Source organism: Cobetia sp. MM1IDA2H-1, from assembly GCF_002916775.2.
GTDB classification, from domain to species: domain Bacteria; phylum Pseudomonadota; class Gammaproteobacteria; order Pseudomonadales; family Halomonadaceae; genus Cobetia; species Cobetia marina.
Window position 1 is genome coordinate 3646175 of sequence record NZ_CM133225.1, and the last position, 22210, is coordinate 3668384.

Consider the following 22210-nt stretch of genomic DNA (forward strand, 5'->3'; position numbering starts at 1 on the left):
GCAGGACACCTTCTTCGGCCCGATGTTCACCCCTGGATGGCAACGCCACACGGGCGTGATAGAGGCATCGGATGTCATACCACCCTCCCATCTCAAGGAGGCCTGGACGTGAGCGATCAACTCCGCCTTCACGGGTTCAACAACCTCACCAGTTCGTTGAGCTTCAATATCTACGACATCTGCTACGCGCAGACCGAAGAACAGCGTACGGCGTATATCGATTATATCGATGAACTCTACAACGCCGAGCGCCTGACCCAGATACTCAAGGATGTCACCAACATCATCGGTGCCCACGTGCTGAACATCGCACGTCAGGACTACGAGCCGCATGGTGCCAGCGTGACCATCCTGATCGCCGAGCATGAGCTGGAAGAGACGGACCCCGCCCAGACGGAGCCGGGTCCTGGCCCGCTGCCCGAGACGGTCGTCGGCCATCTGGACAAGTCACACGTCACGGTGCACACCTACCCTGAGTCCCACCCGGACAACGGCATCAGCACCTTCCGTCTGGATATCGATGTCTCGACCTGTGGCATGATCAGCCCGCTGAAGGCGCTGAACTACCTGATCCACAGTTTCGACTCCGACATCGTGACCATGGATTACCGCGTGCGCGGCTTCACCCGCGACGTGGATGGCAAGAAGCTGTTCATCGATCACGACATCACCTCGATCCAGGATTACCTGGCGGAAGACACCAAGTGTGCCTACCAGATGGTCGATGTGAACGTGTATCAGGAAAACATGTTCCACACCAAGATGCTGCTCAAGGACTTCGAGCTGGACAACTACCTCTTCGGCACCTCGCGTCGCGAGCTGACCTTCGAGGAAGCCACCAACATCGAAAGCCGCCTGCGTCGCGAAATGCTCGAGATCTTCTACTCGCGCAACTTCGACTGAGCCGGGCACGCCTCGAGGCATGCAAAAGCCCCTGACACCTTTGGGTGTCAGGGGCTTTTTTCTGGCCCGATCACGGCTCAACGCTTTCCGTCAGGCCCGGGGTCCGTCTTGCGTTGCGGCGCAGTGGTGCCGGCCTCGTCCAGACGCCGGGCCATCTCGTCATTGACCTCACGCTGGAGCGCCTCACGGCGCTGTTCGCGCTCCGCCAGCGACTCCCCCTGCATCACCGCCACTTCATCAAGCCGGGTGCGCAATTCACGCACCTCGGTCGTCAGCTCGCTGATCTGGTGGTAGAGCGCGCGGGTCATGTCGCGCTGGGCACGCGCCGCGCGCGCCTCCTGCTCACTGTCATCCTCGATGAAGATCGAACTGATGTAGGCCGCGAAGCTCCCGAACAACCCCACGCCTCCCACCATCAACAGCACGGCCACGACCCGCCCCAGAGTGGTGATGGGATAATAGTCCCCATAGCCGACGGTGGTCACCGTCACGACGGCCCACCACAGCGCCTCCTCGGCAGTGTTGATGGGGCTGTCGGGGTTGGGAGTCTCCACCATCAGCATGGTGAGTGCGCCGAAGACCACCAGCAGCACCGTGGCAGTGGCCGCAGAGGCGAACACCCCCTCGGCGCGATTGCGGAACAGCAGCTTCCAGATCATCTCCATCGACTTGATGGCGCGCAGCACCCGCAGTATCTGCACCACGCGAAACAGCCTCGCCCCCTGGAAGAGGCCTGCCGGAATACAGGCCAGCAGGTCGATCCAGCCCCACTTCATGTACTCACGCTTGCTCTTCGCACTGGCGAACCGCTTGCAGAAATCGACGAAGAAGAACAGGCAGACCACGTAGTCCATGTACTGCAGCAGTCGCTGGACCGGGGGCGACAGTTCGAAGATCAGATCCACGACCATCGCACCGATGACATACAGTGACAGCACCAGAATGAACAGCTGAAAGGGCGTGACGCGTTCCTGCATCCGAGGATCTCCGTAAATGGGGCTCAGGAAAGCCTACCCCATCCTCGACGCCCTGACAGTGTGAAGACACCGCTGTCGTGCTTGCGATGATTCATGCGCCCGGTGATTCATGCGTCCGGTGGTTCATGCGTCCGGTGATTCATGCGTCCAGTAGTTCATGCGTCCGGTGATTCATGCGTCCGGTGATTCATGCGTTAGCCTCATGCGCCCGCGCTCATGACGTCTTGTCGCGCGACTCATCGTCACTCGGGGGCTGGAAGGTAGACTGCTCGCTGATGTCTTCCCCACTGATGCGATTCAGAAGCTTGCGCAACTTGTGACGCTGGCGGCGTGATGACAGGCGATTGGAATCCCAGCGCTCCGGTACCAGCGCACATTCTCCATTGGCATCGTGCAGACGGAAGGCACGCTCGACGCCGATCGGGTGGTCTTCACTGCCATAGATGCCGATGATGCTCAGCGTCAGGCGCTGGAATTTCAGCTGCTCATTGCTGGGCCAGTGACCGTCGAGCGAGATGCCATTGCGGCGCGCCATGCGCTCGATGACTTCAGAGAACGTCCCGATATGCAGGAAGTCGCCCGAGCCCAGCGGCCCCTGACGCGTGGTATCGGAGATACGCCATTCACTGCTGCTGGAAGCCTCCTTCGCGGACTGTTCGCTGTCGCCGTCCTGCTGATTGTCACTCTGCTCGTCACCTTCCTGATAGCTGCGTTCGAACTCGGTGACATCCATCAGCAGGCTGCCATGACTGGTATCCAGCCGGGCGATGATGTGCTCGATGAAGATCGATTCGGCACTCATGTTGCTGACGATGCACAGGCTGTCGATCCCCTTGGACTTGCCGCGATTGATCAGCACGCGCGGGCGCCGCTGGCGACGGAAGTTGTGATACAGCAGCTGTGCGTAGACCAGCCAGATGAAGAACGAGCCGATACTGGCAATCGCCGAGATGGTTTTCGAGTGATTCGCGATCCACTCCATCATGCTGACCTCCCCTGTCAACGTTGTCTGGTGCACCCTTTCTTGGGGATGGCGACAGGGGATTGCGAGCATTGATATGGCGTTTAATCACGCCGTGCGAATCATCGGGACAGGAAATGCCTGAGCCGGACACGAAATGTCTGAGTCAAGATCACTCCCCCAGCAAGGATTGCCAGATGCTGATGACACGCTCGCGGTGCATGGCGATGAGCGGCACCTGCTCGAGATTGATGAGGCTGCCACGCTTTTCCAGCGCGAGGCGGTGGCTGGTATTGCGATAGGCCAGATAGGCCTCGCGCAGTTCACTGGCCTGTTCCCCCGGCAGGCGCCCACAGGCCTCCAGCGTCTCGAGCAGTCGCATGTTGTCACTCCATCTCAGAAGCTCCGGCTCCTGATGACTCATCGACAACACGCAGTACTGGGCCAGAAACTCGATATCGACGATGCCTCCCGCATCCTGCTTGAGGTGGAACTGGCCTGCATCCCGGTCCTTGGCGGAACTCCCCAGGTGATCCCGCATCTTGTGGCGCATGGCGACGACTTCCTTGCCCAGGACATCGGCCTCTCGGGCCTGCCCCAGCACCTCCCGACGTGTCTGCTCAAACGCCAGCGCCAGCGCCGGATCCCCCGCCACGGCACGTGCCCGCACCAGCGCCTGATGCTCCCAGGTCCAGGCCTGGGAAAGCTGGTAATCACGGAAGGAAGCCAGGCTCGAGACCAGCAGTCCGGAGTTGCCGGAAGGCCGCAGGCGCATGTCGACTTCGTAGAGGGCACCGGCCGGAGTCACCGCGGTCAGCAGATGAATGATGCGCTGACCCAGCCGGGTGAAGAACAGCGGGTTGTCGAGGGGGCGCGGGCCATCCGTCTGGCCCTTGCTGGCGGCATCGTGCAGGAAGACCAGATCCAGATCCGAGCCATAGCCCAGCTCGATGCCCCCCAGCTTGCCGTAGCCGACGATCACGAAGCAGCCGCTCAGACTGTCCCCGGTGATCGGCTGGCCATCCCGCCCCAGCGGAAAGCCGTGCTTGCGGGTCAGGGTCTTCCAGGCCATCGCCAGCACCTGCTCGAGGATCACCTCGGCGATGAAGGTCAGATAATCGCTCACCTTCATCAGCGGGCGCGCCCCCGCGATGTCGGAGGCCGCGACGTGCAGCACCTGGGCGTGACGGAAGACGCGCAGCGCCTCGAGCAACGCCTCTTCATCCTCTTCGGGGATGCGTGACAGCGCGATGCGCAGCTCATCGGCCAGACGCACCTTGTCGGCGGGCGAGTAGAGATTGTGCGGGTGCAGCAGCTCGTCCAGCAGCACCGGATAGCGCGCCAGCTGCTCGGCAATCCAGGGGCTCGCCGCACACAGGCGCATCAACTGCGTCAGTGCATCAGGATTCTCGCGCAGCAGCGCCAGGTAGGCCGTGCGACGCAACACGGCCTCGATCAGCGGCAGCACACGCTCCAGCACGCGACTGGCATCATGCTCGCCGGGCTTTTCCGGATCGCCCGCCGCCGAGCCCAGCGCCTGCAGCAGTGAGGGCATCAAGGCATCCAGACGACCAAAACCGATGCGCTGCATCCCCTGCACTGCCCGTGAGCGACGCAGGCTGTTCAGGCGCCGCAGACTCTCGTCGGGTGCCTCGAATCCGCTTTCGGCGAGCAGCTCCCGCCCCTCTTCCACCGTCAGCTCATCACGCCACAGGGCACGCCACTCATCGAGTGCCTGCTGCCCTTCGGGCGGTTCGGTTTCCTCGTCTTCCGGCGCGGCGATCACGTTGTCGAAGTGCAGCCGGATGCGAGCGCGCACCTCTTCGAGTCGCTCGGTGAGCGCCTCCCAGTCCGGCAGCTGCATCGCCAGGGCGAGACGCTCGCGCCCCAGCGGGTCCAGCGGCAATGTCTGGGTCTGGCGGTCGGCCTGCGCCTGCAGGGCATGCTCAAGATCACGCAGGAAGACGTAATCCGGCACCAGCTCATCCACGACCGCCTGTGGCAGCAAGCCAAGCTCGGGCAGTCGCGCGAAGGCTGTCTTGAGTGAGGTGACCTGCAGTTCCGACTCGCGGCCACCGCGGATCAACTGGAAGGCCTGGACGACGAATTCCACTTCGCGAATGCCACCGGACCCCAGCTTGATGTTGTCAGAGAGCCCGCGGCGCTTGACCTCGCGATTGATCATCCCCTTCATCTCGCGTAGAGATTCGATGGCGCCGAAGTCCAGATACTTGCGGTAGACGAAGGGTCGCAGATGCGCGATCAGTCGCTCGCCCGCGGTGATGCTGCCGGCCACTGGACGCGCCTTGAGCATCGCGTAGCGCTCCCATTCACGCCCCTGATCCTGGTAGTAGCTGGCCAGCATCGAGAAGCTGCCCACCAGTGGACCGCCGTCCCCCAGCGGCCGCAGGCGCATGTCGACGCGGAACACGAAGCCATCGGCGGTCATCGCATCCAGCGCCGCGATCAACTTCTGGCCCAGCCGCGTGAAATATTCCTGGTGATCCAGCGACTTGCGCCCGCCCGTCGTCTCGCCCTTGTCGGGGAAGGCGAAGATCAAGTCGATATCGGAGGACAGGTTGAGCTCTCCGGCCCCCAGCTTGCCCATGCCGAGCACCACCAACCGCTGCGGCTCTCCGAAGCGATCCGCTGCCGGGCGGCCATAGCGCGGTTCAAGAAAGGCCTCCAGCCATCCCAGCGCACCTTCAAGCGAGACCTCGGCCAGTCGCGAGACCGCGCCCGCCGTGTCCCACATGCCCGTGCCATTGAGGTCACGCCAGATGATGCCCAGCATACGCAGCTGGCGGAAACGCCGCAGCACCTGCTGCATCGCCTTTTCATCCTCGGCGGCCGACAGCCCCTCCGTCAGCCGTACGCTCAATTCCCGTGGCGGCAAGGCGCGTTCAAGCTCGCCGCTCTCGATCAGTTCGGCCAGAAGCTCAGGGCGACGGCACAGGGTATCGAGAGCGAAGTCCGACAGCGTGACCAGACGGGCGAGCTCGAGACGTTGCTGCGCCCCCAGCGCCAGAAACGTCGCCACGGGCGAGCTGGCATCGCCGCGCATCTCGCTGAGACTCCGGGCCTGCATCAGGCTCTCGTTCAGACGCTCCCGTGCGGCGCCGGCAGCCTCCTCCAGTGTCTGGCGACTGTGCTCGGATTGCTGGCCGAGCAGCGACTCCAGCGGCAGGAAGTCTGCCGGCAGCGGGAGATCCGCTGACGGGCGGGAAGAGTGGGGTGATGAGGCGGGGGCGTTGTCGGGCATGGTCGTCTCCTTCGATCCGACCTTCAGCATAACGGAGGCAGAGGGGACATGACACGGCCATGCCCCACAGGCGATATGCCCTATCCGAACAGCTTGTCGTAGAGCAGCGTGCCCCAGGTCAGGCCCGCGAAGATCAGACCGAGCATCACCGCTGCCGAGCCCATGTCCTTGGCGCGCCCGGACAGTTCATGAAACTCCGGACCGATGCGATCGATCGCGCACTCCACCGCGGAATTGAGCAGCTCGACCATCAACACGATCAGGATGGAGCCGACCAGCAGCAGCCACTCGATGTGCGATTCTCCGATCCACCAGGCGAACGGCAAGAGTAGCGCGCACAGGATCAACTCCTGGCGGAAGGCTTCTTCATTGCGCCAGGCCGCCTTGAGCCCCTTGAGAGAGTAACGCGCGGAGTGCTTGAGGTGGGTCAGGCCGGTATGCCGTGATTTCATCTTCGGGTCTCGTGCAGACGCAGCACGGTGGCTGCAGAGGCCGATCTTTCAATCGGACGATGACGTTTACCAGAAACACGTCTCGGGAAGAGCTGCCAGCACACCGGCTGGCGACCTCGCAGCGCTAGCTGCGCGGTTTTCACGACCAAAGGCTACCCGAGACCTCATCACCGAGCATGCTCTAATACCGCCAGGCGCTCGATGACGGCGGCGATGATAGCAAAGCCCGCGATGTTGCGGCATTGCCGATACTGTCATCCAACAACAACAAGTCAACGCCCGGGAACTGCCCATGCCTTCCTCATCTCACGACACACGCCAGACACTCGGCCACGGACTGGCGCGCAACTTCCTCGGCCAATCGCCGCGCTGGTACAAGCAGTTGATGTGCCTGTTCCTGATCACCAATCCGCTGCTGCTGTGGTTCAGCGGCCCTCAGGGTGGGGTGATCGTCGGCTGGCTGTTGCTGGGCGAGTTCATCTTCACGCTGGCCATGGCGCTCAAGTGCTACCCGCTGCAACCCGGCGGCCTGCTGGCGATCGAGGCCGTCGCCATCGGCATGGCCTCCCCGGATGCCATCATGCAGGAGATGGAGCGCAATCTGCCGGTGATTCTGCTGTTGATGTTCATGGTGGCAGGCATCTACTTCATGAAGCCGTTGCTGCTCTATACCTTCACCAAGATCATTCTCGGCGTCCGCTCCAAGACCTGGCTGTCGCTGATGTTCTGTCTGGCCAGCGCCCTGCTGTCCGCCTTCCTGGATGCCTTGACCGTGACCGCGGTGATCATCGGTATCGCGGTGGGCTTCTACTCCGTGTATCACAAGGTGGCATCAGGCAAGAATTTCGATACCCAGCATGATCACGCCAACGACATCAGTGTCGAGGCGATCCACAGCGAAGATCTCGAGGACTTCCGCGGCTTCCTGCGCTCGCTGTTGATGCATGGTGCCGTCGGTACCGCGCTGGGGGGCGTCAGCACCATGATCGGCGAGCCGCAGAATCTGGTGATCGCCAAGGCCGCCGAGTGGGATTTCCTGTCCTTCTTCCTGCAGATGGCCCCCGTCACCCTTCCCACCTTCTTCGCCGGACTTGCGCTATGCGTGCTGCTGGAACGCGGCCGCTGGTTCGGCTATGGCCAACGCCTGCCTGCCAGCGTCCGCCGGATTCTCGAGGACTATGATCGCCATCAGGATGCGCGCCGCACCCCGCGCGAGCGCGCAGCGTTGATCGTGCAGGGGGTGGTGGCCATCCTGCTGGTCCTGTCACTGGCGCTGCATCTGGCCGAGGTCGGGCTGATCGGGCTGGCGGTGATCATCCTGTTGACCGCCGGCAACGGCATCACCGATGAGCATCAGATCGGACGCGCCTTCCAGGAAGCGCTGCCCTTCACGTCACTGCTGGTAGTGTTCTTCACCATCGTCGCCGTCATCCACGAGCAGCATCTGTTCCAGCCCTTCATCCAATGGGTGCTCAGTCTGCCGATGGAGGACCAGGCGGGGGCGCTGTTCCTCGCCAACGGACTGCTGTCCGCCATCTCGGACAATGTCTTCGTGGCGACGGTATACATCACTCAGGTAAAGAACGAGTACCTGGCAGGCAACATCAGTCGTGAGCATTTCCATGCGCTGGCGGTGGCGGTCAACACCGGCACCAACCTGCCAAGCGTGGCGACCCCCAATGGTCAGGCGGCGTTCCTGTTCCTGCTCACCTCGGCCATCGCCCCGCTGGTCCGGCTGTCCTACGGGCGCATGGTATGGATGGCGCTGCCCTATACCGTGCTGATGACCCTGGTCGGCCTGGCCACCGTGCGCAGCTTCATCTGATCAGCGGCCCCGGTTGCGTCAGTCTCATCCCAATGTCGAGGTCTCGGGACTTCCCCGCGGCGTCGCTTGCAGGCACTGTGAGACCGAGCGTCTCACGCCAGACGCCCTGACACCTTCACGCAGGAAGAGCGCCAACACCAACGCCAATCACGAGGAGACTGCCATGTCCCGCGCACTGATGCTGCACGATGAGACCCCACGCGCCCGAGTCGTCGAACTCTCCGATGATCAGCTACCCGACCTGCCTGTCACGGTGGCCATCGAGCGTTCCGGCCTCAACTACAAGGATGCGCTGGCCATCACCGGCCGTGGCAAGATCGTGCGCGAGCTGCCCTTCGTGCCGGGCATCGATTTCGCGGGACGTGTCGAGGCCTCCGATTCGCCGGACTTCCAGCCAGGCGACGAGGTCATCCTGACCGGCTGGGGCGTGGGCGAGCGTCATTGGGGCGGACTGGCCGAGCGCATGCGCGTCAAGCCCGAGTGGCTGGTCAAGCGCCCCGCGAACCTGAGTGCCGAACAGGCCATGGCCTTCGGCACGGCGGGCCTGACTGCCATGCTGTGCGTGATGCGTCTCGAAGAGGCCGGCCTGACGCCCCAGCAAGGCCCGGTGATCGTCACCGGTGCCACTGGCGGGGTCGGCAGCTGGGCAGTGCAGATGCTGGCCGAGCAGGGCTTCGAGGTCCACGCGGTCAGCGGCAAGGCCGAGCAGCGTGAGTGGCTCGAGTCACTGGGTGCGAGCGAGGTCCATCTGCGCAGCGATTTCGAGGAGAAGGGCCGTCCGCTGGAGAAGAGCCGCTGGGCCGGTGCCGTGGATACCGCCGGTGGCCAGGTACTGGCCAACCTGCTGGCGCAGATGCATTACGATGGCAAGGTGGCGGCCGTGGGACTCGCGGCGGGCGCGGACCTGCCCACCAGCGTGATGCCATTCATCCTGCGCGGCGTCTCATTGCTCGGCGTCGACAGCGTGATGATCAATGCCGAGCGTCGCCAGCAGGTGTGGCAACGCCTGGCCGAGGTCTCCAGCGAGCTGCACGCGCGGATGCAGCTGGAGACGGTGGGACTGGATGACATCGCGGCACGTGCCGAGGCCATGATCGACGGCAACATCAGTGGCCGCGTACTGCTGGATCCCGCCCGCTGACATGCCAGCGCGCACCACGAATCGCAGCCGATCACGGAAAAAATGCGCCATTGCCTCGAAAATTGCGCCAAGTCATTGATTGTTGCGGTGCAATACGCTGTTTGAGGTTAGCCAAGGCGGCCTCACGACGCTATGCTCTAGGCATCTCGTTACGCCCTGTCGAGCGTCCCGAGTGCCCTCCCCTCAGCCATGCCGGGCGTGTGGAGGATCACCCCGCCTTCGGGCGGGGTTTTTTGTGCCTGTCACACAGGCCATGAAGACGAAAGCCCCCGCCAGCTGGCGGGGGCTTTCGTGTCATGCAGTCACGGCCGATGGATCAATTGCGCTCGATCATCGCGGTCAGGTCCTCCGCGACCGGATCCAGCACCTGCGGCCAGGAAAGATACGGTACGGCGGCACGCCCGTTGACCATCACGGCAAAGGCTCCCCAGCGGCCTGTCTGGGTGCGGAAGTAGCCCGAGATGGCGCGCACCGGCACAGGATTGTTGAGCGTTCCCGTCTTGACCATCACGTGGTTGCGGAAGGTCTCGCTGCCGCGCCGAATGAAGCGCATCGGACCATTGGCCGGTGCCTGAAGCCCAGCAACGAAAGTGGGGAACAGGGCCGGACGGTGGTACATGCTGTCGAGCAACGCGATCAGACCATTGACGCTGGTACGGTTCTGCGATGTCAGACCACTGCCTGAATACAGCGTCAGCGGACCGTGACCCGGAATCGCGCTGGCGAAGGTCTCAAGCTTGGCGCCTCCCTGACGCAGCGTGGCCTGACTGCCACCGACCAGTGCCAATGTCAGCTGGTCGGCCATGAAGTTGTTGGAGTAGTTGAGCATCCGCGTCAACAGCTCCTGCATCGGCTTGCCCTCGACACTCCCCAGCTGTACCGCACTGGAAGGCGGTGCCGTGGTGGTGATGTCCACGCCGCCCGTGACCGCGATGCCGGCACGCGCCAGCATGTCGCGCATCAGCTCGCCGGTATACAGCGCCGGATTGGACACGGCACGGTAGATGCTGCGCGGCTGGCTGTCGGCGGCGATGGTGCCACTGACGACCAGTGTATCGCGCCCGTTGCTGGTGGTACGCCGCGCATTGAGGGCATTCTTTCCGCCGGCCGCGACGGTGGTGACCTGATTGTCGAAGATCTCGGTGGGCTGGGTCGTGTCACAGCTGGCAAGTCGCGCCGGCGCCTGACTGCCCGCCCCCGGCATCACCTTCACGCACCAGCTGGCATAGTTGCTGGCCGCGGACGACAGCAGCGCATCGTAGGCGTTGCTCGAGCGACGCGAGGCATTGCAGCGATCGGTACTGATGCATGGCACCGGCCCGAAACGCCACTGACTGACCAGCAGGCGTCCCTCGATACGCCGGATGCCCCTGAAGCGCAGCTCTTCGGTCAGACGCCACAGTTCTTCACTGGTCAATGCCGGGTCACCACTGCCCTCGAGCACCAGATCGCCGGTCAACACGCCGTCATTGATCGAGCCCGTGCTGCGCAGACGTGTGGAGAAGCGATACTGCGGCCCGAAACGGTCCAGCGCCGCGCCGGCGATATAGAGCTTGGACAGCGAAGCCGGCGTCAGTTGCTGGTCGGGATTGACCGAGGCCAGCGTCTCGCCGGTGTCCAGCATGCGAGCCTGGGCACTGACGATGAAGCCCTTGTCAGCCAGGCGAGTGAGGTTGTCGAACCCGGCTGCCTGCGCCGGCCCAGTCGCTACCAGGGTAGCGCCGGCGGCGATGGCCAGTCCGCGCAGCGAGCGCGTGAAGCGCAGCGGCATTCCCGACACCGCGGGGTGTGCCGCTGCCTTGAACGGGCGAAGCAGCGAAGAGAGCAACGTGGGCAGCAACGCAGGTCGCGCAGAGGTTGGTGCAGTGCGAAGTAGAGGCATGAGGCATCCAGTGACGTCGTCGGTGAGCATCCATGTCACAGCCGGATTGGCGCCGTGATGCCTCTAGCTTAATGAGGAGTGGCGCTGGAAAACAGATGCAGGACGGCAACTCCCCCCACGATCATCGCCAGACCCAGGATCGCCGGCAGGTCCGGCATCTCGCGATAGACCACCGCGCCGAACAGGGTGACCAGCACGATCCCCAGTCCAGACCACACCGCATAGGTGACGCCCAGCGGCAGGTCCCGCAGCACCAGCGTCAGAAGATAGAAGGCGATGCCGTACCCCACCACCACGATCAGGCTGGGGCCGAGTCGCGAAAAGGACTCGGAGGCCTTGAGCGCACTGGTCGCGATGACCTCTGCCAGTATTGCCAGCGCCAGAAAGACATAACTCATCGACTCACCTCATGGAATGTGGTGACGGGTGCTTCCGCTCACGGGCAGCCTTGCGTGCCAGCAGGCGGGTCATGACCGCGTCGAACAGTGGATTGAAGATCATGGCCCAGACAAGGAAGAAGGCCACGAAACCAAGGTCCAGCAACAGTGCCTGCCATAGCCCGATCTCCAGCCAGGCCGCGACGAGGAAGACCGTCACCAGCACCAGCCCCAGCTCGAAGCCGAGTGCCTGGGTGATGCGCTGAAGCATATTGCGCTGGCGAGTCGGTACCCAGCGGTCGAACATCCAGTTCCAGACCGTACTCCAGATCACGGCCAGCGTGGACATCACCACGGCCAGGCTCCCCATGCTCGCCAGATCATGCCCCGTCAACATGGCGGACAGCGGGGCCACGATCAGAATGCCGCCCAGCTCCAGCAACCCAGCCTGTGCCAATCGCTCTTTGTTGGAACGCATCACCGAGACTCCTGCTCAGACTTCGCACATGATGCCGTGCGGCTGTGCGAGGTGGATATGTCAGGCATTCTAGAGGTCATGGAGATGGATGAAAGTTAGTATCCATCTAGTATTCAGATGGATCGAGGCAAGAGGAAAGGCAATGAACTGGACACTGGAACAGCTGACGACGCTGCGTTGCGTGGCGGAAACGGGGTCTTTCTCTGCCGCGGCACGTCGTCTGGGCCGTGCGCAGTCCGCCGTCAGCACCGCCATCGCCAATCTGGAGATGGACCTGGGCTGCGAACTGTTCGATCGCACCCCGCGTACCCCCATCCTGACACCTGCAGGCAAGGCACTGCTGCACGAAGCCAATAGCGTACTGGTGCAATGCCAACGCCTGGAGGCCCGCGCACGCACCCTCAGCGAGGGCCTGGAAGCCAGCCTGACTTTGGCGATCGATGAAGCGCTGGTGGAGATGCCACCCGTGATGGAAGTACTGGAAAAGATGGCGGTGCAGTATCCGACACTGACACTGAATCTGCTCAATGGGGCTCAGGATGAAGTGGCGCGCTGGGTGGAGCAGCACGAGGCCAACCTCGGCATCCTGTTCTGCCAGCCGCTCTGTGCCATGGCACTGGAGCGGGAGGCACTGGGACGACTGGAGCAGGTGCTGATCGTCGCCCGCGACCATCCCCTGGCACAGCTCGAGAGCCCGACCCACAGCGATCTGGCGGATCACCGTCAATTGATGATCGGTCAGCGTCAGCAGCTGGGCCCCGGCCAGGAAGCTCCTCGTTCACAGCGTTTCTGGCAGCTCAACAGCTTCTATGCCATGGCGGAACTGACGACACGTGGCCTGGGCTGGGCACAGGTGCCACGCCACATCGCCCATTACCCGCCCTTCCAGAAGCGGCTGACGATACTGGACCTGAGTGCACTGGGCGCCACCGCCGATATCGATATCGAATTGATCTCGCGACGTGACAGCCCCCGCGGCCCTGCCGCCAGCTGGCTGCGCCAATCACTGCGCGACACCTTCCGTGACAGTCACGCCGCCATCGCCAACCAGAACCTGCCGCCGGCATGACACGCCTCACACCTGCAGGGGGTAACGCTCAGGCGTGTGCTCGAGCTGGCATTCAAGGCGCCACAGCGCCTGACCGGACTCATAATACTTGCGCTCGAAGTGGGTCAGATAATCGCCGTGCGGGACAAAGGCCTCTGCCGTCACCTCGACACCGGTGGCATGACCGATGGCCTGAGCGAATTCCAGTGCGTAGATCTGCCAATTGGTGCGCAACTCGAGCCGACCGCCCAATGCCATGATGATCGGAAATACCGGATGGCCTTGCCAGCGCATCTTGAGGTGGCGCGCCTTGGGATAGGGATTGGGATACAGCAGGGTGTGATGAGCCGGCGCCCAGCCTGCCGCCAGTGCGAGACGCCAGAAATCAACGAGATCAGCACGTACCAGCAACGCGTTGTCCGGAAGCTCGCCGTGCTTGCGAGTGAGGCGGTCCTCGCTGCGATCGACCCCGATCACCGCATGATCCGGATGGGCCAGTGCCAGCAGGCGGGTCGAGCGCCCGACGCCACAGCCGCTGTCCAGCCACAAGGGCTTGTCCTGTTCCGCCAGCCAGCGTTGCGCCTGTTCAAACGCCTCACGCGTGTGCTCCGCGACTGGCTTGCGAAGCGGATGTGCCATCGCACGGCGTACGCGCCGCTCGATGTCCTCGTGGGGGCCGGTCTGGGGAGAGTCGATCTGACGGGAGTTGGCGTACATCGGAATTCCGGTGGCAGGCGAGCAGAAAATGGACGAGGGAATTCTAGCAGATTCCTCTTTCGGGAATCCGCCGCGCCCCGCTCGGTCTGGCGGCAAGCGCCGGCAGGCAATGCACAAAAAAAGGCGCATGCCTCTCGGCACGCGCCTACACCAACTCTAGCGACTCAAACAGCCCCTGAAGCATCTCATCCGTCACGCCCATAATCAAACAAACGATTGATCTTTTTTCGTGACCCAGGACCTCGGTGGAATGGCCTACCCTGCAACGCAGGATATCGCACAGTGTTCGCAGCGAGTCCTCGCTAGCGCCGCAGCCTGAGAGCAGGGTGCATGACGCCTGTATTGAGGGGGTGTTATCATCGCGGCATCATTTGGACGAATGCCCGCAGAGGCGTCGCCCAGACCAACGACTCACAGCATTTTTCACGAGGAAAGCGGCTTGTCACACTTACCGGTGATCGTCGGCATGGGCGGAGTCAACGCCGCCGGCAGGACTTCGGGTCATCAAGCCTTCCGGCGCACGGTGCTCGAGACTCTGTCGGAGACGGACCGCCAGGAGACCCTGCTGGGCCTTGCATCGCTCATGAATCTCGCCCGCTGCGACGAGCAGGGTCAGTGGTTCGATGCCGAAGGCCAGCCCGCCGAGGCACAGGCACTCGCGGCTCGTCTGGAAGAGCGGGTACTGGCACATTCCCTGATTCGTCGCATCGAAGACGAACGCTTCAATGACGCCGGGATTCCCGCCAACCGCCAGTCACGCCTGACGTTGACCGAGGACCTGAGCTTCACCCTGCGCAGCCGCCAGCTGCCGGAGCAGCCACCCGCCGCGTGGCAGATCCGCGAGCTGGACAATCGTCGCGTCGAAGTCACGGTGCCGGCAGGCGAATTCGATGTTCTTCTGCCGGACAACCGCAGGGCACTGGTCCGCGCCGCCGGTCAGCTGCCCAGCGGCTTCGCGCCGGAGCAGCTCTACCGCAGCGTGCATCACCCTCGCGGCCTGTCGATGACCATCTTCGGCGCCAGTGATTGCCTCGGCGACAGCGGACTTGACTGGGACTCGCTGCGCGACAGCCTCGACCCCGACGACATTGCCGTCTATGCCGGCAACTCGATCGGCCAGATGGACACTGAAGGCTGGGGCGGACTAATGAAGTCCTTCGTGGCCGGCGAGCGCGCCACCTCCAAGCAGATGCCGCTGGGCTATGCCCAGATGCCGGCCGACTTCCTGAATGCCTATGTGCTTGGCAATGTCGGGGGAGCCGGTGCCGCGATGGGTGCCTGCGCCAGTTTCCTCTACAACCTGAAGCTGGGCCTGAATGACATCCGCAGCGGACGTCGTCGCGTGGTGATGGTAGGCACGGCGGATGCGCCCATCACGCCGGAAGTCATTGAAGGGTTCCGCAGCATGGGAGCACTGGCCGATGACGAGAGCCTCAAGGCCCTCGATGCGCTGGAAGTCCTCACTGACAGCGATTACCAGAAAGCCTGCCGTCCCTTTGCGCGCAACTGCGGTTTCACCATCGCCGAAGCGACCCAGTTCGTGATTCTGATGGCGGATGAGCTGGCGCTGGAGACCGGCGCTCGCATCCTGGGCAGTGTCCCGGATGTCTTCGTCAATGCGGATGGCTGGAAGCGGTCCATCTCGGCACCGGGCGTCGGCAATTACATCACGCTGAGCAAGGCGGTGGCGCTGGCGCGAGATATCGTCGGTGATGAAGGCGTACGCCAGCGCAGTTTCGTGCATGCACACGCCACCTCCACACCGAAGAACCGCACGACCGAATCCCATGTGCTCAACGAGGTGGCGCGGGCCAACGGTATCGAAGCATGGCCTGTCGTGGCGGTGAAGACCTTCGTCGGCCACAGCCAGGGCAGCGCGGCGGGTGATCAGACGGTCTCGGCACTCGGCAGCATGACCACCGGCATTCTGCCGGGCATTCCGACGCTGGATGCCATCGCCGAAGACGTGCATCACAGCCATCTCGACATCCGACGCGAAGCTCGCGAATTCTCGGCCGATGTCGCCTTCATCAATGCCAAGGGATTCGGTGGCAACAACGCCAGCGGCGTGGTGCTGTCGGCCGATGTCACGCTGAAGCTGCTGACAGCGCGACATGGTGACGACGCCCTGGCGGCCTGGCGTGAGCGCAGCGGCCTCTGTGAGCAACGTCGGGCGGACTATCTGGACAAGGCGCAGCGCGGTGAATTCACGCCGACCTACCGCTTCGGCGAGGGTGTGCTGGAAGGGCCGGAGCTTGAGATCACTGATCGCGAGATCCGCATTCCGGGATACGCGAAAGCCGTCTCTCTCAAGGTCGACAACCCCTTCGGGTCACTCTAGCGACACCTCGTGAGCGACTGCCGTGAAGAGCGCTCCCCCAGCCTGCTGGCCACAGCAAGGCTGGGGGTTCTACACTCGGACTGGCCACCAGCTTTCGCTCGTTGCCCGCAGGCGTCTTGCACCAAGACCAGAGCGCAGGCTTCTCATCCTTCGTCGTCCATTGCAGCAAGGCCGTCCGCGATGGCCCGCTGACAGAGCACGAGTTCGTCATGCCCAAGAACATTGCCGTCTACCCTGGCACCTTCGATCCGATCACCAATGGCCATACCGACCTGATCGAGCGTGGTGCTCGCCTGTTCGACAAGGTCATCGTCGCGGTCGCCTACAGCCCGAGCAAGCAACCCGCCCTTCCACTGGAACTGCGCATCGAGCTTGCCCGACAGATTCTCTCGCATCTCGACAATGTCGAGGTCATCGGTTTCAGTTGTCTGCTGACGGAGCTGCTGGAACAGCAGAATGCGCGTATCATTCTGCGCGGCCTGCGCGCGGTATCCGACTTCGAGTACGAGCTGCAGCTGGCCAACATGAACCGGGCACAGGCGCCGCACGTCGACAGCCTGTTCCTGACCCCGGAACTGCAGAACTCCTATATTTCATCGACCATCGTGCGCGAAATCTCGCGACACGGGGGTGATGTGTCGCGTCTGGTGCACCCGATAGTGGCCGAGGCTCTTGCCAGCCACTTCAATCCGCCCGGCGCCGACACCGCCACAAGCTGAGGACACCACCATGGCCCTGATCATCACTGATGAGTGCATCAACTGCGACGTCTGCGAGCCGGAATGTCCCAATGGCGCCATCTCGCCGGGTGAAGAGATCTATGTCATCGACCCGGACCTGTGCACCGAGTGCGTCGGCCACTTCGATGAGCCGCAATGCCAGCAGGTCTGCCCGGTTGACTGCATCCCGCTCGACCCGGCCAACAAGGAAAGCCAGGAAGAGTTGATGGAGAAGTACCAGATCATCACGGCAGCGCTGGGCAACTGACCTGCACCTGCCCGCCACCACGTGCGCCTGCCCCTGTCAGGCGCTCGTGGTGGCCTGGCACTCCTGCAACGCCGGTAGAAGCCATGTCCTGACTCCCTCCTTGGCAGCGTTCCTCTCCCTCCTGTCCTGTCGCCTCTCCTTTCTCCTCCCACTTGCTCGTCTCTCTTCTATTGTTTTCTCTCTTCTCTATTCTCTCTTTTCAACCTCTTCCATCCTGCGTGCTTCGCGATGCGCGATGACCGCACGAGTCTCAGTGCCAACGGTCAGCCGCTGACACCGTGCAGGACGGCTCGGCTTGCGCGACTCCCCGGGAGGCAGGCGCCTCGCACTTTCATCAGCGATAAAGAATATGATGGTGGATAGCGCGACGATAGGTTAATTTCTGTTAGTACACAGTAACAGAAGTATTCTATCCTGTAGGGATACAGTCACCGATCGCCCTTCACGCGCACGGAATGCACATGTCATCACGCCAACTGCCGTCAGCCCTGAAAATGCCAGCCTTCAAAGCCCATACTCCACTTCCCGCCTCGGGATTGATCGGTCTGGCCGGAATGCTGGTCTTGATGGTGCTGCTGATCCTGCTGCCACGCCCCGATATCTTCACGTCAGTCGCGCAATACCTCATCCCTCATTCACTGCTTGAGATCGGTGCGGTACTGGTCGCCTCGATGGCGGCCATCTCCATCTTCCAGGGCCATCGCAGCACGGTCCCCGTCAGCTTCGTGGTGATGGGCTGTGCCTTTCTGCTCTCGGCCTTCTTCGACCTGATTCATATCTTCAGCTATGACGGCATGCCGAACTTCGTCAGTGATGCGTCGGTACAGAAAGCCATCCACTTCTGGCTGGCGGGGCGGACGGCCTTCGTCGTGGCGCTGCTGGCACCCTGCCTGATCACCTCACGCCCGATGACGCGCCGCCGGCTGCCACTGGCATTCGTCTTGACGCTTGTCATTGGCCTGCTGGTCAGCTGGGTAGGGCTCTATCATCTTGACTACCTCCCCGCGACCTTCATCCCCGGAAGCGGCCTGACGGCGTGGAAGATCGGTTACGAATGGGTACTGGCGATCGGATCCCTGATCGCCGCGATCCTGCTGCTCAGCTCCCGACGTCTGCCCGAGGGCACCAACATCAGCTGGCTGGCCGTCGCCGCGCTTGCCACTGGCCTCTCGGAGCTCTGCTTCACCCTGTATGCCACTGCCCACGACGTCTTCAATCTCCTGGGGCACCTGTACAAGGTGGCCGCCTACGGCATGCTCTACCACGCCATCTATTCCTCACGCCTGGTCTACCCCTACCAGCGACTCAAGGACATGAGCAGTGCGCTGGCAGAAGCGGAACAGCGCTGGCAGTTCGCGCTGGAAGGTTCAGGCGCCGGTGTCTGGGACTGGAAGCAGGACAGCGATCAGGTCTTCTACTCTCCGCAGTGGAAAGCGACGCTGGGCTATGAAGAAGAGGACATCGGCAGCAGCTTCGACGAATGGAAATCGCGCATACACCCTGACGACATGCAGCGGACGCTGGAAGACCTCAAGCAACACTTCGAGGGGCACAGCGTCGAGTACCGCAACGAGCATCGCATGCTGACCCGCAGCGGCGAATGGAAGTGGATTCTGGATCAGGGAAGAGTCGTCGAACGCTCACCGGACGGTCGACCATTGCGCATGATCGGCACTCACAGCGATATCGACTGGATCAAGGAACAGCAGCAACGCCTGATCACCAGTCGGGCACGGCTGCGCTCCATCTACCATTCGGCCCCCGTGGGCATCATCGTGGCAGATTGCAGCGGCACCATCGTCGATGCCAACTCCGCCATGCACAACCTGCTGGGCAGAGGTGAAGCCGAGCTCTTCCAGCAGTCCCTCTGGGGGCTGTTCTCCCTCGAGGAAGTCAGTCGCCTGAAGCGTGCCTGGGGGCAACTCCAGCGCGAGGGCGGCAACTTCCAGGACGAATACCACATGCAGACCGCGCGCGGGCATCTGTTCTGGGCGGAAGTCACCCTTACTCCGCTTGAAGGCGAGGATCGCACCCTGGTGCTGGTCAACAACATCGAGGATCGTCGCCGCGCCATCGAATTGCTGGAGGAGAACGCGACGCTCTATCAGGAAGTCTTCAGTACCGGCAACGCCATCAAGCTGCTGATCGATCCGGAACTGGCTGAAATCATCGATGCCAACCCGGTCGCCGCCGATTTCTACGGCTACAGCATCGGTGAGATGTGTGGCATGCCCCTGGGACGCATCAACGTGCTGGCAAGCCAGACGCTCTCGAAGCGCATCCGTTCGGTAGTCAACCGTACTGACAACCACTTTGAGGCCAGCCATCAGCTGGCCAACGGCGAACTGCGTGACGTCGAGATCTTCACAGGCCCGGTTGACCTCAATGGCCGCACCCTGCTGTTTTCGATCGTGCACGACATCACGGATCGCAAACGCGCGCAACGAGACCTCCAGATCGCCAATCTCAAGCTGTCACGCCTCTCGGAAAGCCGCACCCAGATCCATCATCTTTCGGAACGTCTGCTGACCTGCTCACGACTGGACGAGATCGTCACCCAGCTCAATGTGCGCCTGCCCAGCCTGTTCGCCGGCTGCGAGGGCACGCTGCAGCTGGCAGATCCGGCGGATCACCAGCAGAAGACACATATCCAGTGGGGGACGGCTCCCACGGAAGTCTGCGTACTCAATCACTCACTGAGCGTCGGGGATACGGTGATCGGCAACTTCACGCTGCAGATCCCCTCTGACAGCGAGAGTCAGGAGCACCTCCGCCCGCTGGCAGAGGACGTCTGTCAATTGATCATGCTGGCGCTGGCTGACCTGCAACTGAAACAGGGGCTGGCCCATGAGGCACGTCGGGACACCCTCACTCGACTCTACAATCGCCGGCATCTGGATGAAGTGCTGCCACAGAAACTGGCAGAAGCCAGCATCGGCAACCCCCTTTCACTGGTAGTTCTGGATCTGGACAACTTCAAACAGGTCAACGATACCTACGGTCATGAGATGGGGGACCAGGTTCTGTCTCGCCTCGCCAGCATCATCCGCGAGTCGCTGCGCAGCTCGGATGAAGCCTGCCGTTATGGTGGGGAAGAGTTCGTCATTCTGATGCCGGGGGCCAGCGCTGCCGTGACACGCGCACGCGTCGAAGCCATCCTTGAAGCCTTCCGGGAAGAAAGTTTCGAGCATGACACCCTGGGACAGCTGACAGGGCTGAGCTTCTCCGCCGGCGTCGCCAATGCTCCCCACGACAGTCAGTCGACCGACACGTTGTTCAGCATGGCCGACAACGCGCTCTATCAGGCCAAGCGCTCGGGCCGTCAACGCGTTCTGTGCTTCAACAATCTGCCCCCCACCGAAGACCGTCGAGTCACGTCCTCTCCCAGATGAGGCCTCGTGATATTGCAGCGCTCGAGTTCAGCCTCTTTCCGCTGACCTCAAAGACGACACCGCCGGCCATGATGGCCGGCGGTGTCGTGTGCGGGGTCATTGCTTCATGGCACGACTCTCCTTGCACCATGCCAAGGCAGATCTCACATTTCCTCGGCCCGCCGACTCATCTCACATCCCAGACAGCGTCGGAACGTAGCTTCGGCTGGCGTCTTGACCAACGTCTCTGCAGTGGCGTCCAGATTGCCCCCGAGAGCCGCAAAAGGCGCTGACACCAAGAAGACTGCCGTACCCGCGACTGTCGTCAACAACAACAGAGGACGCCCGATCAAGGCATCTGCCACCATGGCTCCGGCTCCGGGGCCTGACTGCTCCGGCTCGCCAGGCAGGTCCAGCGCCTGAGCGGGCATGGCCATGGCAAGGGTCATCACCCCACCCGCCACGAGTCCCAACCACCCTTCTTGTCTTGTTTTCATTCCCCTAACTCCCTGTAGGCTGCATGGATGCACTCGCGTCCCCACCAGGATGGTGGCCTGTAGGCGCACGACTCCACTCAAGTGTATCAGGTGAAGACATTCCGACTGGAGAGTGTGCATTCCGGGTGGTCAACGTTGATGGTGCGTCGCATCAAGGATACTGTTGCGAGAATGCTTATAATACAATATGACGATATATTAGACCTGCGGTGATATTATATAACTCGTACGAAACCATCATAATCAATAACACGTGCAAGGATAACGATCATGTTTGCAAGGATGCTATTCACCGGTGCTCTGCTTTTCTCGGCAACACAGGCTCATGCCGCTGGCGATACCACACCATCTGACAAGTTCTATCTGGGTGGGGGCGCCGGTCAGGCTGTCTATCACAGTGACACTCTCGATGATATCGATGACATCGAGGGCGCCAATGTTGATGAAAGGGATGCCGCTTATACGCTGTTCGGCGGTTATCGATTCAACCCGAATTTCAGCATGGAAGTCGCCTACGTCAACCTGGGGGAGGCAACGGGCAAGGTCAGCGGCGTTGGTCAGGTCGCGTCTTTCGAGGTCGATGGCGTATCGGCTTCATTGCTGGGTCGCTTGCCAATCGACGGAGGCTTGAGCGTAATCGGACGCATCGGCGCCATCAAATGGGACTCCGAGGCCAAGCTTCTCAACGACAAGGAAAAGGACAACGGTACTGACCCCATTTTCGGTGGCGGCCTTGAGTACAGCAATCAATCCCTTTTCGCCCGTGCTGAATACACGCGTTATATGCTCGATGTAGACAGTGGCAGCTCCGACGAAGATGTCGACATTGACCTTTGGAGCTTGAGTGCTGGCATGTATTTCTAAACGGCGCTTCCTTTTCTTCAAATAGTCATTCAAGAATCATCGCCTGTTGCTGATGCCCTGCAGAGTTTTTGCAGGGCATCATCATATCCAGAGCTCCTCAAAGCCATTGACGACTTCTTTCGCAAGG

General features: G+C 62.1%; 18 protein-coding genes. 9 read left to right on the plus strand and 9 right to left on the minus strand.

The genetic code is table 11. The features are described 5' to 3' along the window. Positions 1-108: 108 nt before the first annotated feature. Positions 109-903, plus strand: coding sequence for an adenosylmethionine decarboxylase (speD, locus tag BOH68_RS15290; RefSeq protein ID WP_077378071.1), 795 nt, complete (start codon positions 109-111; stop codon positions 901-903). A 77-nt stretch (positions 904-980) separates the two neighbouring features. Here the strand turns inward: speD and BOH68_RS15295 are convergent, their stop codons facing one another. The 4 genes from BOH68_RS15295 to BOH68_RS15310 all read right to left on the minus strand — a co-directional run bounded on the left by BOH68_RS15295 (position 981) and on the right by BOH68_RS15310 (position 6555). Further along, entirely contained in the window at positions 981-1880 is a 900-nt protein-coding gene (locus BOH68_RS15295) for an ion transporter (RefSeq protein ID WP_077378068.1), read from the minus strand. A gap of 214 nt (positions 1881-2094) precedes the next feature. Then, a complete protein-coding gene (locus BOH68_RS15300; protein WP_077378065.1) occupies positions 2095-2865 on the minus strand; it encodes a hypothetical protein in 771 nt (256 codons plus the stop codon). Positions 2866-3013: 148 nt separating this feature from the next. Then, a complete protein-coding gene (glnE, locus tag BOH68_RS15305; RefSeq protein WP_077378062.1) occupies positions 3014-6103 on the minus strand; it encodes a bifunctional [glutamate--ammonia ligase]-adenylyl-L-tyrosine phosphorylase/[glutamate--ammonia-ligase] adenylyltransferase in 3090 nt (1029 codons plus the stop codon). Positions 6104-6183: 80 nt separating this feature from the next. Next, positions 6184-6555 carry a diacylglycerol kinase gene (locus BOH68_RS15310; protein ID WP_077378057.1) on the minus strand — a complete coding sequence of 124 codons (372 nt, stop codon included), beginning with the start codon at positions 6553-6555 and terminating at the stop codon, positions 6184-6186. A 292-nt stretch (positions 6556-6847) separates the two neighbouring features. Here BOH68_RS15310 and nhaB point away from each other — a divergent pair, with 292 nt between their 5' ends. Together nhaB and BOH68_RS15320 are read left to right on the plus strand one after the other, a co-directional pair. Next, positions 6848-8380 (plus strand): sodium/proton antiporter NhaB, encoded by a 1533-nt coding sequence (nhaB, locus tag BOH68_RS15315; protein ID WP_077378054.1) that lies wholly within the window; start codon positions 6848-6850, stop codon positions 8378-8380. A 163-nt stretch (positions 8381-8543) separates the two neighbouring features. Next, complete coding sequence (locus BOH68_RS15320) at positions 8544-9521, plus strand: MDR family oxidoreductase (protein ID WP_077378051.1); 978 nt, start codon at positions 8544-8546, stop codon at positions 9519-9521. Between the two features lie 316 nt (positions 9522-9837). Here BOH68_RS15320 and dacB read toward each other — a convergent pair whose 3' ends face one another. The 3 genes from dacB to BOH68_RS15335 all read right to left on the minus strand — a co-directional run bounded on the left by dacB (position 9838) and on the right by BOH68_RS15335 (position 12258). Continuing rightward, a complete protein-coding gene (gene dacB / locus BOH68_RS15325; protein ID WP_077378049.1) occupies positions 9838-11292 on the minus strand; it encodes a D-alanyl-D-alanine carboxypeptidase/D-alanyl-D-alanine endopeptidase in 1455 nt (484 codons plus the stop codon). A 179-nt stretch (positions 11293-11471) separates the two neighbouring features. After that, positions 11472-11801 carry a DMT family transporter gene (locus BOH68_RS15330; protein WP_077378046.1) on the minus strand — a complete coding sequence of 110 codons (330 nt, stop codon included), beginning with the start codon at positions 11799-11801 and terminating at the stop codon, positions 11472-11474. Positions 11802-11805: 4 nt separating this feature from the next. Beyond that, entirely contained in the window at positions 11806-12258 is a 453-nt protein-coding gene (locus BOH68_RS15335; RefSeq protein WP_077378043.1) for a PACE efflux transporter, read from the minus strand. Positions 12259-12400: 142 nt separating this feature from the next. On the opposite strand from BOH68_RS15335, the gene BOH68_RS15340 reads away from it, so the two are divergent. Further along, positions 12401-13327 (plus strand): LysR family transcriptional regulator, encoded by a 927-nt coding sequence (locus tag BOH68_RS15340; RefSeq protein WP_077378039.1) that lies wholly within the window; start codon positions 12401-12403, stop codon positions 13325-13327. Positions 13328-13333: 6 nt separating this feature from the next. On the opposite strand, the gene trmB is transcribed toward BOH68_RS15340, so the two are convergent. Next, on the minus strand, positions 13334-14023 hold the full coding sequence (gene trmB / locus BOH68_RS15345; RefSeq protein WP_077378036.1) for a tRNA (guanine(46)-N(7))-methyltransferase TrmB: 690 nt from the start codon (positions 14021-14023) through the stop codon (positions 13334-13336). 466 nt (positions 14024-14489) lie between these two features. Here trmB and BOH68_RS15350 point away from each other — a divergent pair, with 466 nt between their 5' ends. From BOH68_RS15350 to BOH68_RS15365, 4 genes are all read left to right on the plus strand, one after another. Then, the gene (locus BOH68_RS15350; RefSeq protein WP_077378033.1) at positions 14490-16364 is read left to right on the plus strand and encodes a beta-ketoacyl synthase; all 1875 of its coding nucleotides are present in this window, start codon (positions 14490-14492) and stop codon (positions 16362-16364) included. Between the two features lie 209 nt (positions 16365-16573). Beyond that, positions 16574-17083, plus strand: coding sequence for a pantetheine-phosphate adenylyltransferase (gene coaD / locus BOH68_RS15355; RefSeq protein WP_077378212.1), 510 nt, complete (start codon positions 16574-16576; stop codon positions 17081-17083). A 10-nt stretch (positions 17084-17093) separates the two neighbouring features. Continuing rightward, complete coding sequence (locus BOH68_RS15360; protein ID WP_077378030.1) at positions 17094-17351, plus strand: YfhL family 4Fe-4S dicluster ferredoxin; 258 nt, start codon at positions 17094-17096, stop codon at positions 17349-17351. A 461-nt stretch (positions 17352-17812) separates the two neighbouring features. Beyond that, a complete protein-coding gene (locus BOH68_RS15365) occupies positions 17813-20743 on the plus strand; it encodes a sensor domain-containing diguanylate cyclase (RefSeq protein WP_170877462.1) in 2931 nt (976 codons plus the stop codon). Between the two features lie 143 nt (positions 20744-20886). Here the strand turns inward: BOH68_RS15365 and BOH68_RS15370 are convergent, their stop codons facing one another. Further along, entirely contained in the window at positions 20887-21219 is a 333-nt protein-coding gene (locus BOH68_RS15370; RefSeq protein WP_205700539.1) for a hypothetical protein, read from the minus strand. A gap of 270 nt (positions 21220-21489) precedes the next feature. On the opposite strand from BOH68_RS15370, the gene BOH68_RS15375 reads away from it, so the two are divergent. Beyond that, positions 21490-22083: an outer membrane beta-barrel protein gene (locus BOH68_RS15375; RefSeq protein WP_077378025.1), complete on the plus strand. Its 594-nt coding sequence runs from the start codon at positions 21490-21492 to the stop codon at positions 22081-22083. The last annotated feature ends 127 nt before the right edge of the window (positions 22084-22210 follow it).

Coding starts and splice junctions, on each gene's coding strand:
- BOH68_RS15295 (WP_077378068.1), bottom strand. CDS start 1,880: ATGCAGGAACGCGTCACGCCCTTTCAGCTGTTCATTCTGGTGCTGTCA.
- BOH68_RS15300 (WP_077378065.1), bottom strand. CDS start 2,865: ATGATGGAGTGGATCGCGAATCACTCGAAAACCATCTCGGCGATTGCC.
- glnE (WP_077378062.1), bottom strand. CDS start 6,103: ATGCCCGACAACGCCCCCGCCTCATCACCCCACTCTTCCCGCCCGTCA.
- BOH68_RS15310 (WP_077378057.1), bottom strand. CDS start 6,555: ATGAAATCACGGCATACCGGCCTGACCCACCTCAAGCACTCCGCGCGT.
- nhaB (WP_077378054.1), top strand. CDS start 6,848: ATGCCTTCCTCATCTCACGACACACGCCAGACACTCGGCCACGGACTG.
- BOH68_RS15320 (WP_077378051.1), top strand. CDS start 8,544: ATGTCCCGCGCACTGATGCTGCACGATGAGACCCCACGCGCCCGAGTC.
- dacB (WP_077378049.1), bottom strand. CDS start 11,292: ATGCCGCTGCGCTTCACGCGCTCGCTGCGCGGACTGGCCATCGCCGCC.
- BOH68_RS15330 (WP_077378046.1), bottom strand. CDS start 11,801: ATGAGTTATGTCTTTCTGGCGCTGGCAATACTGGCAGAGGTCATCGCG.
- BOH68_RS15335 (WP_077378043.1), bottom strand. CDS start 12,258: ATGCGTTCCAACAAAGAGCGATTGGCACAGGCTGGGTTGCTGGAGCTG.
- BOH68_RS15340 (WP_077378039.1), top strand. CDS start 12,401: ATGAACTGGACACTGGAACAGCTGACGACGCTGCGTTGCGTGGCGGAA.
- trmB (WP_077378036.1), bottom strand. CDS start 14,023: ATGTACGCCAACTCCCGTCAGATCGACTCTCCCCAGACCGGCCCCCAC.
- BOH68_RS15350 (WP_077378033.1), top strand. CDS start 14,490: ATGGGCGGAGTCAACGCCGCCGGCAGGACTTCGGGTCATCAAGCCTTC.
- coaD (WP_077378212.1), top strand. CDS start 16,574: ATGCCCAAGAACATTGCCGTCTACCCTGGCACCTTCGATCCGATCACC.
- BOH68_RS15360 (WP_077378030.1), top strand. CDS start 17,094: ATGGCCCTGATCATCACTGATGAGTGCATCAACTGCGACGTCTGCGAG.
- BOH68_RS15365 (WP_170877462.1), top strand. CDS start 17,813: ATGTCATCACGCCAACTGCCGTCAGCCCTGAAAATGCCAGCCTTCAAA.
- BOH68_RS15370 (WP_205700539.1), bottom strand. CDS start 21,219: ATGAAAACAAGACAAGAAGGGTGGTTGGGACTCGTGGCGGGTGGGGTG.
- BOH68_RS15375 (WP_077378025.1), top strand. CDS start 21,490: ATGTTTGCAAGGATGCTATTCACCGGTGCTCTGCTTTTCTCGGCAACA.